This window comes from Myceligenerans salitolerans (genome assembly GCF_017349295.1).
GTDB lineage: Bacteria > Actinomycetota > Actinomycetes > Actinomycetales > Cellulomonadaceae > Myceligenerans > Myceligenerans salitolerans.
Genome location: NZ_JAFMPK010000048.1, coordinates 115,758 through 131,498, shown reverse-complemented (window position 1 = coordinate 131,498; position 15,741 = coordinate 115,758). Strand labels below are relative to the sequence as shown.

At 72.9% G+C, this 15,741-nt stretch carries 13 protein-coding genes and 1 pseudogene; 8 read left to right on the top strand and 6 right to left on the bottom strand.

The annotated features are described in order from the left end of the window. Positions 1 to 5: 5 nt before the first annotated feature. Both J0911_RS18560 and J0911_RS18555 read right to left on the bottom strand, forming a co-directional pair. Positions 6 to 968 (bottom strand): alpha/beta fold hydrolase, encoded by a 963-nt coding sequence (locus tag J0911_RS18560; RefSeq protein WP_307865172.1) that lies wholly within the window; start codon positions 966 to 968, stop codon positions 6 to 8. A gap of 134 nt (positions 969 to 1,102) precedes the next feature. Further along, positions 1,103 to 1,957 carry a winged helix-turn-helix transcriptional regulator gene (locus J0911_RS18555; protein ID WP_242636999.1) on the bottom strand — a complete coding sequence of 285 codons (855 nt, stop codon included), beginning with the start codon at positions 1,955 to 1,957 and terminating at the stop codon, positions 1,103 to 1,105. A 238-nt stretch (positions 1,958 to 2,195) separates the two neighbouring features. On the opposite strand from J0911_RS18555, the gene J0911_RS18550 reads away from it, so the two are divergent. Next, complete coding sequence (locus tag J0911_RS18550) at positions 2,196 to 2,936, top strand: hypothetical protein (RefSeq protein WP_207276978.1); 741 nt, start codon at positions 2,196 to 2,198, stop codon at positions 2,934 to 2,936. Positions 2,937 to 2,949: 13 nt separating this feature from the next. Here J0911_RS18550 and J0911_RS18545 read toward each other — a convergent pair whose 3' ends face one another. From J0911_RS18545 to J0911_RS18535, 3 genes are all read right to left on the bottom strand, one after another. After that, entirely contained in the window at positions 2,950 to 4,071 is a 1,122-nt protein-coding gene (locus J0911_RS18545; protein WP_242636998.1) for an FUSC family protein, read from the bottom strand. Between the two features lie 88 nt (positions 4,072 to 4,159). Beyond that, positions 4,160 to 5,320: a CAF17-like 4Fe-4S cluster assembly/insertion protein YgfZ gene (gene ygfZ, locus J0911_RS18540; protein WP_207276977.1), complete on the bottom strand. Its 1,161-nt coding sequence runs from the start codon at positions 5,318 to 5,320 to the stop codon at positions 4,160 to 4,162. A gap of 69 nt (positions 5,321 to 5,389) precedes the next feature. After that, entirely contained in the window at positions 5,390 to 6,019 is a 630-nt protein-coding gene (locus tag J0911_RS18535) for a heme-binding beta-barrel domain-containing protein (protein WP_207276976.1), read from the bottom strand. A 134-nt stretch (positions 6,020 to 6,153) separates the two neighbouring features. On the opposite strand from J0911_RS18535, the gene J0911_RS18530 reads away from it, so the two are divergent. The 7 genes from J0911_RS18530 to J0911_RS18500 all read left to right on the top strand — a co-directional run bounded on the left by J0911_RS18530 (position 6,154) and on the right by J0911_RS18500 (position 15,154). After that, positions 6,154 to 6,525 (top strand): DsrE family protein, encoded by a 372-nt coding sequence (locus J0911_RS18530; RefSeq protein ID WP_207276975.1) that lies wholly within the window; start codon positions 6,154 to 6,156, stop codon positions 6,523 to 6,525. Positions 6,526 to 6,617: 92 nt separating this feature from the next. Beyond that, positions 6,618 to 6,944, top strand: coding sequence for a DUF2516 family protein (locus J0911_RS18525; protein ID WP_207276974.1), 327 nt, complete (start codon positions 6,618 to 6,620; stop codon positions 6,942 to 6,944). Next, positions 6,938 to 8,071 (top strand): asparaginase, encoded by a 1,134-nt coding sequence (locus J0911_RS18520; RefSeq protein WP_242636997.1) that lies wholly within the window; start codon positions 6,938 to 6,940, stop codon positions 8,069 to 8,071. The genes J0911_RS18525 and J0911_RS18520 overlap by 7 nt, the downstream gene beginning before the upstream one ends. Positions 8,072 to 8,104: 33 nt before the next feature. Further along, positions 8,105 to 8,530: a D-aminoacyl-tRNA deacylase gene (gene dtd / locus J0911_RS18515; RefSeq protein WP_207276973.1), complete on the top strand. Its 426-nt coding sequence runs from the start codon at positions 8,105 to 8,107 to the stop codon at positions 8,528 to 8,530. A 107-nt stretch (positions 8,531 to 8,637) separates the two neighbouring features. Continuing rightward, entirely contained in the window at positions 8,638 to 10,698 is a 2,061-nt protein-coding gene (locus tag J0911_RS18510) for a helix-turn-helix domain-containing protein (protein WP_207276972.1), read from the top strand. Between the two features lie 159 nt (positions 10,699 to 10,857). Then, positions 10,858 to 13,212: a glycosyl hydrolase family 18 protein gene (locus tag J0911_RS18505; RefSeq protein ID WP_207276971.1), complete on the top strand. Its 2,355-nt coding sequence runs from the start codon at positions 10,858 to 10,860 to the stop codon at positions 13,210 to 13,212. An 85-nt stretch (positions 13,213 to 13,297) separates the two neighbouring features. After that, entirely contained in the window at positions 13,298 to 15,154 is a 1,857-nt protein-coding gene (locus J0911_RS18500; RefSeq protein ID WP_278186868.1) for a glycosyl hydrolase family 18 protein, read from the top strand. Positions 15,155 to 15,349: 195 nt separating this feature from the next. On the opposite strand, the pseudogene J0911_RS20630 reads toward J0911_RS18500, so the two are convergent. After that, a pseudogene (locus tag J0911_RS20630) lies at positions 15,350 to 15,741 on the bottom strand (glycoside hydrolase family 11 protein); the annotation flags it as partial.

Sequence of the window (15,741 nt, the reverse complement as noted above, 5' to 3'; positions counted from 1 at the left end):
CGACGTCATGCGCCCCAGAGTGTGTGGCGGTCGGCCACGGGCAGGAGCCAGCTCAGCAGGATCTCCGTCACCTCCTGCGGCGCCTCCTCCGAGAGGAAGTGGCCCGTGCCCGGGATGACGTCGTACCTGAGGTCCCGCACCAGGCGCGCCGCGTCGAGGTCCGCGATCTCCGGCCGCACCAGCCCGTCCGAGGCGCCGTGGATCTGGAGCGCGGGAACGGTCAGCGGACGGCGCACCGCCGTACGGAGCCGGCGTCCTGAGGCGCGCGACGCCGAGCGCACCGCCCAGCGCAGCGCTTCCATCGCCGAGTGCGCGGCGAACGGGATCCGCATGACGTCGCGATACCGGGCGACGTCGCCGGGCGCGAACGGCACCGCCGCACCGTGCGCGAGGACGCGCGCGACCAGTTCTCCGCCGGTCAGCGCTCGCTCCGGGAAGGTGGGCAGCTGGTAGAAGGCGAGGTGTCGCAGAGCGGTGGGGGTCAGCGCGGCTCGTCCGGGAACGACCACGCGAGCCGGATGCGGTGCTCCCAGTGCGGCCACCCCGGCGACGACCCTCGGGTGCAGCGCGGCGACGGCCCAGGCCAGCACGCCGCCCGTCCCCTGTCCGACGACGACGGCCCGCTCCCTGCCGAGTGACCGCACCACGCCGGCCACGTCACTCGCCCGCGCGAGGACGTCGTAGCCGCCCGGAGGCTTGTCGGAGGCGCCGGAACCGCGCACGTCCATGGCGGCCACCCGGTAGCCGGCCTCTGCCAGGGCAGGGATCTGATGCCGCCATGCCCACCAGAACTGGGGAAAGCCGTGCAGGAGGAGGACGAGCGGTGCCAGGCGGTCGGCGGGCCCGGCGACCGCCACGTGGAAACGTGACCCGCCCGACGCCACCATCTCGTGCCGCCACGGCCCGTCGGGGAGCGCGACGGCGATGTCGCTCGGGGGTGCGTTCGAGGTCCGGGTCGCCACGGTCACGGTTCGAACCTACGTGGTCGGCGGCTGGTGTGCGGGGTGAACTTCGGGCGGGCCGCCTCGATGTCGAGTGCCAGGTCTCCTGGCAGAACGCACGGACGACGAACCGGCGACCCCGGCCCGCACGCCCTCGTCGTTCAACGAGGGGACCGCGGTGCGGTACGTGACGAGCGCCGTGCACCGGCCGCCCGCTTCGTGTCCGCGGCCACGGAGTCGCCGCCGTGGGACGTGCCGGCCGACCCGGCCGCGTCACCGGCCGGCTTGTCGGTGTCGGCCGCCCCCGGTGCCCCGGCGGGCTCCTCCGGTTCCGCGGCGCGCTCCTTGGGCGGGTCGAAGCGGTAGCCCACGTTGCGGACGGTCCCGATGAGCTGTTCGTGCTCGGGGCCGAGTTTGGCCCGCAGGCGCCGGACGTGGACGTCGACGGTGCGCGTGCCGCCGTAGTAGTCGTAGCCCCAGACCTCCTGCAGCAGCTGGGCACGCGTGAAGACGCGGCCCGGGTGCTGCACCAGGTACTTGAGCAGCTCGAACTCCTTGTAGGTCAGGTCGATCGGGCGTCCGCGCAGTCGAGCGGTGTAGCCGCCCGCGTCGATCGCGAGGTCGCCCGCGGCGATCTCCTGCTGGGACTCCTCGGCGGGGCCACGCGCCGACCGTTCGACGACGAGCCGCAGCCGGGCCTCGACCTCGGCGGGCGAGGCCGATTCCAGCAGGAGGTCGTCGGCCCCCCACTCGTGCGTGACGACGGTGAGGCCACCCTCCGTGAGCACCAGGACGAGCGGCACCGTGAGGCCCGTGGCGTGCAGCAGGCGACAGGTGGTGCGAGCGGCGACGAGGTCTCGGCGCGCGTCGAGCAGGACGACGTCGGCGTCCGGAGCGTCCACGAGAGCGGACGGTTCCATGGGCAGGACTCGGACTCGGTGCGACAGAAGCCCCAGGGCGGGGAGCACGTCAGCCGATCCGCCGTTGGCGGGTGTGAGGATCAACAACTCTGCCATCGACGCACCTCCTCTCGCCGGTCAGGCTCTGCGGAAGTCTGCCTTGTTGCTTGTTGCGTGCATGTTACACGGCGTTTTCCTGGAGGCGATGGGCGAGGTCAGCGCATGTGACCTGGATGTGAATCGAGCCTCGTGCAGCGCTTTCCGGCAACCGCGCGCGCCATGCGGAACCCGCTGCGTCGGCAGCGCGCCCGGGTGTGCATGCGCCACGAGTCGGCAATCTGGAACACTCTGGGACGTGTCTGTGTCATCCCGTGCCGTGACGACCGCCGTGCTCGCCGCGGCCGTCGCTGCCGGCGCCTACGTCGAACCCCGCCCGCTGCCCCTCGCGGGTGCGGCCGCACTCCTGGTGGTCCTCGTCGCCCTCGGCTGGCCGAGGATGCTGCGCCTGCCGGCACCCGGCGGTTCCCGGCTCGTGGTGCTGCTCAGCGGTCTCGGTGCGGCCGCCGCGACCTGGTACACCCCGAGCGAGCCCGTGCTGCGGCACCTGCCGATGATCATCGCGATCTCGTTCGTCCTGGCGTTCCTCGCGGAGATGATGCGCCGCGACGGCCGCCGGCGATTGACCGAGTCCGTGACGGGCACCGTGGCCGGCATCGTCGTCGCCGTCTGCGCGGCGGGCTGGGTGGCGGCCGCGCGGACCGACGCCGGAGCGATGCTCGTGGCGACTGCGGCCTTCGCGCTGGCCGTCGCCGCGGCGTCGGCCGCACTGCCGCTGAAGGGGTGGCGAGCGCTCACGGTCGCGGTCGTCGCGGCGGTCGTCACGGGCGGGGGCGTGGCGACGGTGCTGCCGGCCATGGACACCGTCAGCGGGGCGTGGACGGGTGCCGTGGCCGGGATCGTCGTGGGCGGCCTGCACCTGCTCCTGGAGCGGCTGCCCGCCCTGAACGGGAAGCTCGCCGGGCTCTCGGCGGCGACGGTCCCCGTCACGGTGACCGGTATGTTCGTCTTCGTGGTCGGCCGCCTGGTCATCCTGTAGGGCGGGCGCCCGGCTACAGCTCGGGCAGTGCGCCGCGCGCGTTCTCCGGCCCGGTCCCGGTCGCCTCCAGCATGTCCACGAGGGGCGACCGCAGCAGCATGACCAGTGACTGGACCTGCCAGTCACCGGAGCCGACGGCGTGCGGGTCCGCCAGGCCGGCGGTCTGTTCCAGCACTTCCCGTGCGCGCAGTCCGCCGCCGCCCCGGCCGACGTCGGACGCGAGGAGCCGCACGCCTGCCGCGAACCGCTCGACGCGGTCGGCGACCGGGCCGACGTCGTGCGGTTCCTCGGCGGCCACCACGGCGGCCGAGCGCCGCGCCAGCACCCGTACGGAGCGCATCGCCCGGTCGGTGAGCACGGCCTGCTCCTCGAGCCGCCCCAGTTCCTCCCGGTGGCGTCGCCCCACGCTGACCCGTGCCAGGTCGCGGGCGCTGCGTGCGGCGGTCTGCCACTCCTCGAGCACCGGCTCGGACGCCCGCCCGCGCACCAGGGCGGCCCGCGCCTCGGACGCGTCGCGCTCGCGCATGCCTCGCGCGAGGACCTCGAGAGTCTCGGCCAGCTCGGTCAGACCGCGTTCGCCGAGGGCCCGTGGCCGGCGCCGCGTGTCACCCGGCACCAGCACCGCGAACAGCAGGGCGATCGCACCGCCGACCAGCGCGTCCGTCCAGCGTCCGAGCGGTCCGCCCGATGCCGCCGGGAGGCCCACGACGATGATCGCCTGCGCTCCCGCCTGCATCACCAGCAGCGGCCCGGAGTCGATGAAACGGGCGAGCACCGCGGAGACGAACAGCACGACGGTCAGCTGCCACCAGCCGGACCCGATGAGGTGCACGATCAGGTCGCCCATGCCGACGCCGACCGCGACCCCCACCGCGAGTTCCGCGACCCGGCGCACGTCGCGCTGGGCGGAGAACCCCAGGCAGAGCCACGCCGCGACGGGCGCGAAGAACGGGTCGGTGTGCCCGAGCACGCGGGTCGCGATCAGGTAGGCGAGCCCGGCCGCGAGGGCCGCCTGGCCGACCGGGATGAGTCCCGCGCGTGCTCGCGTCCATCCCTGCCGCGCGCGCGTGCGCAGGACCAGGACGCGCAGCGCGCGCCGGAACATCGCGTCCGCGGGGCCGGGAAGTGCGCTCAAGCCGGTACCCGAGGACCCATGGGGCCGGCCCCGACGCGTGGTGCGTCCCCTCTCGCGTACGCGTGCCCCCCGAGGCCCGTGCGTCGGCTCACAGGAGGCCGTCGCCTCCGCGCAGGCCGGGAGTGAGCTGACCGCGTGTCCCCGGCCGGTCCGCGGAGAACCCCTCTCCCGGCACCACGGTCTCCTGGGCCGCTGCCACCTCGACGGCGTCGTCGCCTGCCTCCGACACGACGAGCAGGCCCGCGTCCTCCGGAACGTTGCGCTTCAGCACGGCCAGTCCGACCGGGCCCAGCTCGTGATGGCGGGCCACGGAGGTCAGTCTCCCGACGGCCTTGCCCGACGACGCCCCCGGCGCGCCCTCGGGCCGCAGGCGGACCTCGGCCCCCGGCTCGGGGATCACATGTCCCGACCCATCGAGGTGAAGGAACACGAGGCGGCGGGGCGGGCGGCCGAGGTTGTGCACGCGCGCGATCGTCTCCTGACCCCGGTAGCAGCCCTTGGCCAGGTGCACGGCGGTGCGCAACCAGTCGAGCTCGTGGGGGATGGCCCGCTCGTCGACCTCGCGTCCGAGGCGGGGGCGCCACGCCTCGATGCGCAGGGCCTCCGTCGCCCAGGTCCCGGCGAGCCGCCAGCCCGCCGCCTCGCGAGCCGCGACCTCGTCCTCCAGCGACTCGGCGGGCACCAGGACGAGCCGCCACTGCCGTCCCGCTCCGGGATGCTCGTCCTCGGGCGGTCCGTATCGGGTGCCGCCGCCGACCACGTGCGGCCACGTGTCGTGCCACGTGATCGGCTCGTCCTCGGTGCCCTCGGCGTCGACGGCCTCGCCGATCGCCGCGTAACGGCCCGTGAGGTCCTCGATCTCGACGCGCATCATGAACTTCATGCGTTCCAGCCACGCGGCGAGGCCGGGAGCGGAGGCGCGCTCGGTGATCAGCCAGGTGGCCTCGCCGTCGTCGACGACTCCGGCCGCGTGCTCGACATGCCCCTGCGGTGAGAGGACGAACAACTCGGTGGACTCGCGTGGCCGGAGGCGCTCCAGGTCCTGGGAGGTGATCGAGTGCAGCCAGTTCAGCCTGTCGGGCCCGGCCACACGTACGACACCCAGGTGGGACTGGTCGACGACGGCGCCGCCGTGCTCCAGCGCGCGCTGCTCGGCCACCGGGTCGCCGTAGTGCCACGCCACGCCGTCGTCGGGCCCGGTCGCCGAGACGGCTCCCGGTCGGGCGAGCAAAGGGCTTGCGTACGTCATGTCACTCACCTCATCCACAGCGTCCGGTCGTCGGTTCTCATTCCCGCGCGGGTCGTCCGCCGGCGGGGCTCATCGTCGGTCCAGCTCGCCGGAGGCGTAGGAGCGCAGGGGCTCACCGAAGGCTGCCAGCTCCTCGACCCACAGCAGCCGGCCCTCGACGAGGCCGTACAGGCGCTTCGAGGCCCGGACCTCGGACGACGTCGAGGTGCGGGCGATCGCGTCGCTCGCGAGGTCGATGCGGCCGTTGCCCGCCGCGCCGACGTACAGGGTCATCCGGCCGGCCGCGTCCGCGACGATCACCTCGAGCGGGTGCCGGTCCTCCTCGAGTCCTTCCGGGCGGTCCGTGGAGATCCGCCAGTACCCGGTCTCCGTCGACCACACGGTGCCGGCCGGCGGCGTGGCGGCGTCGGGGTGCGCGCTCGTGCCGTGGGACCCGCCCGGCGCGCCGTCGCCGGGCGCCTCACCACCGGTGGCCGCCGCTCCGGCCTGGTCCTCGGGGGCGACCGGGTCGTCGGCGACGCGCAGCGTCGACTCGAAGCGGAGGTACGGGCCGCCGTCGTGGTCGAACACGAGCTCCTGCGTGAACGGCTTCTTGCCGACCGCTGGGTGGTCGATGACGCCGCTGCCGCTCCACGTGCCCACCAGCCAGGCCAGCGGGTACACCTCGGGCGCGAGGCCCTCGGGGAACGCGAAGGGCATCAGCGCTGGCCGGAGAAGAGCTTGTAGACCGCGTACCCGGCGAACCAGGTGATGGTCAGGACCGCGGCCAGGAGGAGACCGATGAACACGCCTTCGAGCGCCTGGTAGTCGTGCATGGTGCGATCCTAACGGCCATGACCGACACGCACCGGCCCCTCGTGATCAAGACCACCTCGGGCCTCGACCGGCCCGAGACCGCCAACCAGGCCTTCACGGTCGCCGCGGCCGCGGTGGCCGCCGGGGCGGAGGTGAGTCTGTGGCTCGCGGGCGAGGCGTCGTGGTTCGCGGTGCCCGGGCGCGCGGCCGAGCTCGAACTCGAGCATGCCGCCCCTCTGCCGGACCTCCTGGACGCCGTGCTCGCGGCCGGCACGGTCACTCTCTGCACCCAGTGCGCGGCGCGGCGCGAGATCGGGCCGGACGACGTCCTCCCAGGTGTTCGCGTCGCCGGAGCCCCGGTCTTCGTCGAGGAGATCCTCCGGCCAGGTGCGCAGGCGCTGATGTACTGACCGGCACCGTCGACCCGCGCCGCCGGGACGGCGCTCTGCCGTCCGGCGGGCGCTCTGCCGTCCGGCGGGCGCTCTGCCGTAGGCTCGGGGACGTGATCCTCTCCCTCCAAGGACTCGTGACGCTGATCATCGGCTGGGGTGTGCTCATCGCGCTCGTGATCGCGCTGGTCGACGCTGCCCGGCGGCCCGACCGCGGCTACCGGTCAGAGGGCAAGCTCGACAAGACGAAGTGGCTGCTCATCCTGGGCTTCGCCGGCGTGGTCGCCCTGCTCGGCGCGCTGGGCATGATCGGCGTCTTCCTCAACCTGGTCGCCGTCGTGCCCGCTGCCGTCTACTGGGTCGACGTGCGCCCCCGCCTGCTGGCGTACGGCACGGGCGGCGGCCCCCAGCGACCGGGCGGGAACAACGGCGGATGGTGACGCACGCCCACGTGCCGCCACGGGACACGGTCCCGGCCGCCGAGACCCCACGGGGCACCGCCGGCGAGGGCATGCCCGGGACGGCCGCGGTCCCGTCGGTGGCGACCTCCGCGCCGGGAACACCGGAGCCGGGTCGCACCGTGGCCGACGGCGCCGCTCCGCTGGCGCACGTCCTGCGGGGCGGGCTGGTGGAGTCCGTGCACCTCGGGCACCTGGTGGTACTCGGACCCGACGGGACGGTGCGGTTGGCCGTCGGCGATCCGGACGTGGCCATCTGGCCCCGGTCGTCGGCCAAGCCGGTGCAGGCGCTCGCGATGCTGGACAACGGTCTCGACCTGCCCGACCCCCTGCTCGCGCTGGTCGCGGCGAGCCACAACGGCGAGCCGGTTCACCGCGCGGGCGTGCGGGAGATCCTGAGCCGCGCCGGGCTCACCCCCGACGACCTCCGGAACACGCCCGACATGCCGTTGCACCCGCCGTCGGCGTTCGCGTGGCAGCTGGCGGACCACGTCGAGGAGGGCGACGGACCGGGGCCCGCGCGGATCGCCCAGAACTGCTCCGGGAAACATGCCGGGATGCTCGCGACCTGTGTCGTCAACGGCTGGTCGCGGGAGAGCTACCTCGAGATCGACCATCCGGTGCAGGTGGAGATCCGGGAGTGGCTCGTCCGCCTCACCGGCGTCGAACCGGCACACGTCACCGTCGACGGCTGCGGCGCGCCGCTGTTCAGCACCACGTTGTCGGGCCTTGCCAGGGCTTTCGGGCGGATCGCCGGTGCGCCGGACGACGTCGAGGCGCGGGTCGCCCGCGCGATGAACGCCCACCCCGGGATGGTCGGCGGCGAGGGCCGTGAGGCGACGCTCGCGATGCGGGCGGTCCCGGGGCTCGTCGCGAAGGACGGGGCCGACGGCGTCTACGGCGCGGGGCTGCCGGACGGTTCGGCCGTCGCGTTCAAGGTGCTCGACGGTGGCCCGCGTCCCCGGCCCGCGATCCTGGCCGCTGCGCTCCGGCGGGCCGGTGCCGCCGACGTGCCGGGCGTGGACCTGTCCGCCCTGGAGGCGATGGGCGACGTCCCGGTGCTGGGTGGCGGGCACCCGGTGGGTGGCGTCGAGGTGGCGTTCTCGTAGGCCCTTCTTGCGCGACCTCCTAGGATCGCCCGCATGAGAGCCGTGATCCAGCGCGTGACGCGCGCGAGCGTGACCGTCGCCGGGGACGTCGTCGGACAGATCGACCGGCCCGGGCTGCTGGCGCTCGTCGGCGCGACGCACGACGACGGCCCCGAGCAGGTCGCGACGATCGCGCGCAAGATCGCCGAACTGCGCATCCTGCGCGACGAACGCTCCGCCGTCGACGTCGGCGCGCCCGTCCTCGTGGTCAGTCAGTTCACGCTGTACGGAGACGCGCGCAAGGGACGGCGTCCCACGTGGAGTGCCGCCGCTCCGGGGCCGGTCGCGGAACCGCTGGTGGACGCCGTCGTCGAGGATCTTCGCTCCCGCGGGCTCGAGGTGGCGACCGGCCTGTTCGGCGCGGACATGGCGGTGGAGCTGGTGAACGACGGGCCGGTGACCATTCTGTTGGACGCCTGATCGGGCCGCGGGACACGGCGCGGGTGGACAACCGACCAAGTGATTCACCCGGGTGAAATATCTGGGGTGCATACTTGTTCTCGTCGTGAACAAAATCGGGAGGCGCTATGGCTTCCGCCACATCAGCTCGTACGGAAGAGTCCACGACCGGGACGCAGTGCCGCACCGTCGCGCCACACGTCTCGGCCGCCCTGTCCGACATGGTCGAAGGCGACCTCAAGGCTCGAGCCGAACTCGAGAACATTCTTCATACGGAGCACCTGACCGGTGCTTCCCTGCTTCCGGACCCCCTGCCGGCGGTGCCGGCGGCCCGGGCGGCCCACCCGGGCCTGGAACGTCTCGACGACGACACCCGACGGATCCTGCTGACCGCCGCCGTCGCCGTCATCGATCGCGCCGAGGTGCTGCTCGCGGCCGCAGGGGCCGACATCGAGGACCTGGTCTCGGGACCGGCCGGCGACTACCTGCACCTCGTGGGCGGCCGTTTCTCCTTCCGCGACCAGCGGGTCCGGCAGATCGTGCACGACGACGCCGACCTCGCCGCGCGGACGGCCGCGCACGTCGGGCTCGCCAACACGCTCCGAGGATCCGGGCGGGCCGAGGTCGCTCTCTGGCACACCGCGCTCAGCACGATGGAGGGCGATCCGCTGCTCGCCGACGGTCTCGTCGAACTCGCCGAACGCCACCTCGCGCGCGGCGACACGGCGCGCGCCCACGAGGTGGCGCGGGAGGCCGTGAGCCAGGGGACGGGTGCGACGCGGCGGCGTGCCGGGGCCGTGGCGAGCCGCGCGGCGCTGCTGGGCGGTCACGTGCACGACGCCATCTCCTTCGCGCGCCAGGCCGGCGACGCCGTGCCGACGCTCACCGCGGCGCTCGCCCTGCGGGACGGGGACCCGGACCCGGGCCTGGCCGACGTCCTCGGGTCGGAGCACGACCGCGGCGCGCTGCGCGCCGCGGTCGGTGCGCTCGCCGTCCTGCACGCCGACGTGGAGAAGGCCGCGGCGGCTCTGGCCGAGGTGCTGCCCGACGTCGCGCCGGCGCGCCGGGAAGGGTGCTGGTTCGAGGCGCCGGGCTGCGTCAGCCCGCTGGTGGAGGCCCATCTCCGAGTGGTGCAGGCGCTGGTCGCCACGCGTTCCGGAGAGCTCGACCGTGCCGCCGGCGTCCTGGCCGACGCGGCGCGGCGGCTGCCCGTCGCGCTCGCCTTCGGCGGACTGGGCGTGGCGCTGGCGCGCCGGCTCGACCTGGTCCGGACGGGTTCGGTGAGCACGGCGACGCGTGCGCTGGAGGCATCCTCCGCCGGAGCGGCGGCCGCGGTCGTGCGGGCGGCGCAGCTCGGTGACAAGGCGGTCGAGGCGACCCGGGCCGGCCGGCACGTCCAGGCGGCCACCTTCCTCTGCCTGGCTGCCGAGCGCGGAGGAGCGGAACTGCGGGCGTGGTGGCTCCCGACGCCGGACCCGGCGGAGCTCTTCCTCCGTGCCGGTCAGCAACGTGCGGCCCGGCGCCATCTGGCACAGCTGCGAGCCGCGGTCCTGGGCCCGGCGCCACGCGTCGCCGGGCTGCGGATGAAGCTCGACCTGGCGCGGGCCGAGGTCGCACTCGCCGAGCCCGGTGTCCTGCGGCGCGCGGCCGAGCGCGCGGTCGAGGTGTCGCAGACGGTGGGTTCCACGTTCGAGCGCGGCCTGACCGAGGTGGTCATCGCTCGGGCGCTCGAACGGCACGGGCACGACTCCGAGGCCGCCGCCCACCTGCTGGCGGCGCGAGCGCTGTTCGTGGAGTCCGGTGCGCTGGCGTTCCTCCCGGACCGGCGGTCCCCGCACGGCGCGGGCCGGAGGAGTGAGAGGCAGGCGAACGCCGACGCCGACGGGGCGGCGAACACGCCCGAGGTCGCCACGGCCGAGAACGTCACGCGTCTCGACGTCGAGCGCCAGGAGCGTGGTGCGCGTGCGGCCGAAGCCGTGCGCGACCGGTTCGCGCACTGGGGAGAGCTGCTGACGGAGCGAGAGCTCGACGTGGCCCGGCTCGTCGCGCAGGGGCGGACCAACCGGCAGGTCGCGGAGCGGCTCTACGTCTCGGTCCGGACGGTCGAGGTGCATCTGGGCCGGGTGTTCCGCAAGCTGGGCGTCCGTTCCCGGACGGAGCTGGCGGTGCTGGCCTATCGGACGGCCTGACCACGGCTGGTGCGCGGGCCGGTCGATCGCGTCTCGGTGAGCTCGGGTACGGGGTTTCCCGTATGGCAGTCCCGATTCCTCCGCCGCCATTGTGGAGATCACGGATTCCGAGAATGGAACCTCTCCTTACTTTTAGGGGGACGAGGAGAGGTAGGGGCAATGAAGACCGAACACACACCACCCCGGCATCGCGTCTGGCGAGCCGTCGCACTCGCGGTCGCGCTCGCCGTGGCCGGCGGCGGGGTCGCCGCGACGGCTGCCGCACCCCGGGCCGCGGCCGTGGAGTGCGCCGCCCCGTGGTCGTCCTCGGCGGTGTACGTCGCGGACGACGTCGCCTCGTACGACGGCCACAACTGGCGCGCCAAGTGGTGGACCCAGAACGAGACGCCCGGTGCCGCGCAATGGGGACCCTGGGAGGACCAGGGCGCGTGCGGCACGCCCGAGCCGACACCGACGCCCACCGACGAGCCGACGGACGACCCGACCGACGAGCCCACCGACGAGCCCACCGACCCTCCGGTCGGGAATCCCGACGAGGTCTGCCGTCCCGACGGCATGGCTCCCACCGCAGGCGTGGACACCCCGTACTGCGACGTCTACGACACGGACGGCCGCGAGATCCTGCCGGGCGGCCTCGACCGCCGCGTGATCGGCTACTTCACGAGCTGGCGCACCGGCGCGGGTGGCCAGCCCGCCTACCTGGCCGGCGACATCCCGTGGGATTCGGTGAGCCACATCAACTACGCGTTCGCCCACGTCGGCGAGGACTACCGGGTGTCCGTCAACGCCGATGTGCCCGGCAACCCCGCCACCGACATGACCTGGCCGGGCGTCGCGGGTGCCGAGATGGACCCCACCCTGCCCTACACCGGCCACTTCAACCTGCTGCACCGGTACAAGGAGCAGCACCCCGGAGTGAAGGTCATCCCGGCCGTCGGCGGCTGGGCCGAGACGGGCGGCTACTTCGACGGCGACGGCAACCGCGTCGCGTCGGGCGGCTTCTACACGATGACCGACTCCCAGGCACGCATCGACACCTTCGCCGCCTCGGTCGTGGACTTCATCCGCGAGTACGGGTTCGACGGCATCGACATCGACTACGAGTACCCCACGTCGAACAACGACGCGGGCAACCCGCTCGACTTCGAGTTCTCCAACGCGCGGCGCGGCGAGCTGGTCGAGGGCTACGTCGCGCTCATGAAGACCCTGCGGGAGCACCTCGACGCCGCCGGGGCCGAGGACGGCGAGTACTACATGCTGACCACGGCCACGCCGTCGTCCGGCTGGCTGCTGCGGGGCATGGAGGTCCACCAGATCACCGAGTACGTCGACTACGTCAACCTGATGACGTACGACCTGCACGGAGCCTGGAACAAGTACGTGGGCGGCAACGCCGCACTGTTCGACGACGGGAAGGACCCGGAGCTCGCCGCGGGCGGCGTGTACACCGCCTACGACGGCATCGGCTACCTCAACGGCGACTGGGCCGCGCACTACTTCCGGGGAGCCATGCAGGCCGGCCGGATCAACCTCGGGGTGCCGTACTACACGCGCGGGTTCCAGGGCGTGAGCGGCGGCACGAACGGCATGGGCGGCACCGCGGTACCCCCGTCCGGCCACACCTGCCCGCCGGGCACCAACAACGCCTGCGGGCACGGCGCGGACGGCATCGACAACCTCTGGTACGACACCGACCCCGCCGGCAGCCCGGTCCCCGCGGGCGTGAACCCGATCTGGCACGTGAAGAACCTGGCCGACGGCGTCGTCGGGGACTACACGGACGAGTACGGCGTGCCGGGCACCATCGAGGGCAGCTACACGCACCACACCGACGACGTCACCAAGAACGAGTGGTGGTGGAACGCTCGGACCAGCACGTTCTTGTCCGGCGACGCGGAGTGGGCCATCGCCGAGAAGGCCGACTACGTGGCCGACACGGGGCTCGGCGGCGTGATGATCTGGGAGCTCGCCGGCGACTACGGCTACGACCAGGCCAAGGGGCAGTACGAGATGGGCTCCACGCTCACCGACCTGCTCCACGCGAAACTGTCGGACGTCCCTGCCTACGGCAGCACCAAGGCGAACGGGCCGACACCGGACGAGGCGCTCGACCTCGACCTGGAGTACACCGACTTCGCGCTCGGCGACAACAACTACCCGATCGCGCCGAAGGTGCTCTTCCACAACCGCTCGGACACCGCCATCCCCGCCGGGGCCACCGTGACCTTCCAGTACGCGACCACCGACACCGGTGCGATGAGCGACTGGTCCGGACTCGGCACCACCACCACGCCGGGGCGGTCCGGCCCCAACATCGGCGGTCTCGGTGCCGACTTCCACACCGCGACGTTCACGGTGCCGGCGGGCGGCATCCCCGCGGGCGGGTCGATCACCAACAACCTCAAGTGGGCACTGCCCGTGGCGCAGTTCTCCAACGTGGTCGTGACGATCGACGGCACCGACTACGCGACCACCTACGACCACCCGCGGGGAGTCACCGTCGTCGACCCGTGAGCACCGCGCGAACGGACCGCGCAGCAGACCGACACCCGAGAACCATCCGGCCGAAGGTCGGGAACGAGGACGAAGGAGATCCCTCATGGAGCTGGAGCACAGCCCGGCGTCGTCGAGCGCCAGGCGCAGGAAGCGACGCAGCGTCGTCGCGAGCCTCGCGGCGCTCGCCGTCGCGGGAGCCGGGGCGCTCACCGCGCTGGCGACCACCGCGAACGCCGAGGAGCCGGCGGCCGGCACGACAGCCGTCAACGGCTACCGCAACGTCGCCTACTTCACGCAATGGGGCGTGTACGGCCGCGACTACCAGGTCAAGGACATCGTCGAGGCGGGGATGGCCGACGACCTGACCCACGTCAACTACGCGTTCGGCAACATCCACCACGAGACCCTCGAGTGCTTCGAGGCGAACAAGGCGCAGGGCGAGGGGCCGAACGGGTCCGACGGCGCCGGTGACGCCTGGGCCGACTACGGCATGGGATACACCGCGGCCGACTCGGTGTCCGGCGTCGCCGACACCTGGGACCAGCCGCTGGCCGGCTCCTTCAACCAGCTCAAGCAGCTGAAGGAGGAGTACCCGAACATCAAGGTCATGATCTCGCTCGGCGGCTGGACCTGGTCGAAGAACTTCTCGCGGGCCGCCGCGACGCCCGAGTCCCGCGCGAACTTCGTGTCCTCCTGCATCGACCAGTACATCAAGGGCAACCTGCCCGTGATCGACGGTCGTGGTGGTCCGGGCGCGGCCGCCGGCGTGTTCGACGGGATCGACATCGACTGGGAGTGGCCCGGTTCCCCCAACGGCAACGAGGGCAACCACGTCGACCCCGAGAACGACGCGGCGAACTTCAAGGCGCTGCTCGCGGAGTTCCGCCGCCAGCTCGACGCCTACGGCGCCGAGACGGGCGAGCACTACGAGCTGACGGCGTTCCTCCCGGCGAACCCGGAGGACATCTCCGCCGGTGGCTGGAACGACCCGGAGATCTTCGAATCGCTCGACTTCGGAAACCTCCAGGGCTACGACCTGCACGGGGCATGGAACCCCAGCCTGACCGGGCACCAGGGCAACCTGAACCAGGACCCGGACGACCCGCGTGAGCCCGCGAGGCAGTTCAGCATCTCCGAGTCTCTCGCGGAGTACACCGGCAACGGGATCGACCCCGCCCAGCTCACGCTCGGCCTGGCGATGTACGGCCGCGGCTGGACCGGAGTGACCCAGTCCGACGCCTGGGGTACGGCGACCGGCGCGGCACCCGGCACCTACGAGGCCGGCAACGAGGACTACGACATCCTGAAGAACCTCGGTACCGAGTACTTCGACGAGCAGGTGGGCGCGGCCTGGCGGTACGACGGTACGCAGTGGTGGAGCCTCGACACCCCGCAGTCCGTCACGCAGAAGGCGCAGTGGATCAAGGCGCAGGGTCTCAGCGGCGCCATGTGGTGGGAACTGTCGGGCGACGAGACGGGTGACCTCAACGAGGCCCTCGTGGCGGAGCTCGGGTCCGGAGGCCCCGGCCCGCAGCCGACGGAGGACCCGACCGACGAACCCACCGATGAACCCACCGATGAGCCCACGGACGACCCGACCGACCCGCCGGCGGACGACTGCACGGCGGCGCCGTGGGACGCGTCGACCGTCTACACGGGCGGTGACACCGCCTCGCACGACGGCCACGAGTGGCAGGCCCGGTGGTGGACCCAGGGCGAGACGCCGGGCACTGCCGACGTCTGGACGGACCTGGGAGCGTGCTCCGGTGACCCCGGCCCCGACCCGACAGACGACCCCGGCACGGGTGACTGCCCGGCGGCCTGGGTGAGCACCGCGGCCTACACGGGTGGTGACGAGGTCGAGTACGGCGGTCACACCTGGCGCGCCAAGTGGTGGACCCAGGGCGACACCCCGGGCGCCGGCGAGTGGGGACCCTGGGAGGACCTGGGCGCCTGCTGACCGGCCGGCACCCGCGGGTTCCGTTCACGGGACACGAACCGCCGAGGTGGTACGTCAGGATCTGACGGACCACCTCGGCGGTCCCGTGTGCGCCGGGGCAGGGGGTCGATGGGGCGGTTGCCCCGGCGGTCGGGGTGCCGGGGCAGCATCCGGGAACGAGGGGGATGCTGCCCCGGCGGTCATGGGCCCGGCGGGTCAGGCAGCGGTGCAGCGGGCCGTCGGGGCGGTGGTGTTGCCGTTGGAGTAGAGGGTGATGCCGAAGCCGTTGCCGTTGCCGTTGGGGGTGGCGGTCAGGGTGCCGGTGGTGCCGGAGATGTCGGCGTTCCAGGAGTTCTGGAGGCTCTGGCCGGATCCGGTGTTGATGGTGACGACCCAGTCGTCGGTGCCGGTGACCTCGAAGGTGGTGTTGAACCGGTCGCCCCAGGAGTCGGCGGGGGTGACGGTCACCGAACAGGTTCCCGCCCCGCCGTCACCACCGGTGGGCGATGAGCACGTGGCGGTCGGGGTGGTGGTGTTGCCGTTGGAGTAGAGGGTGATGCCGAAGCCGTTGCCGTTGCCGTTGGGGGTGGCGGTCAGGGTGCCGGTGG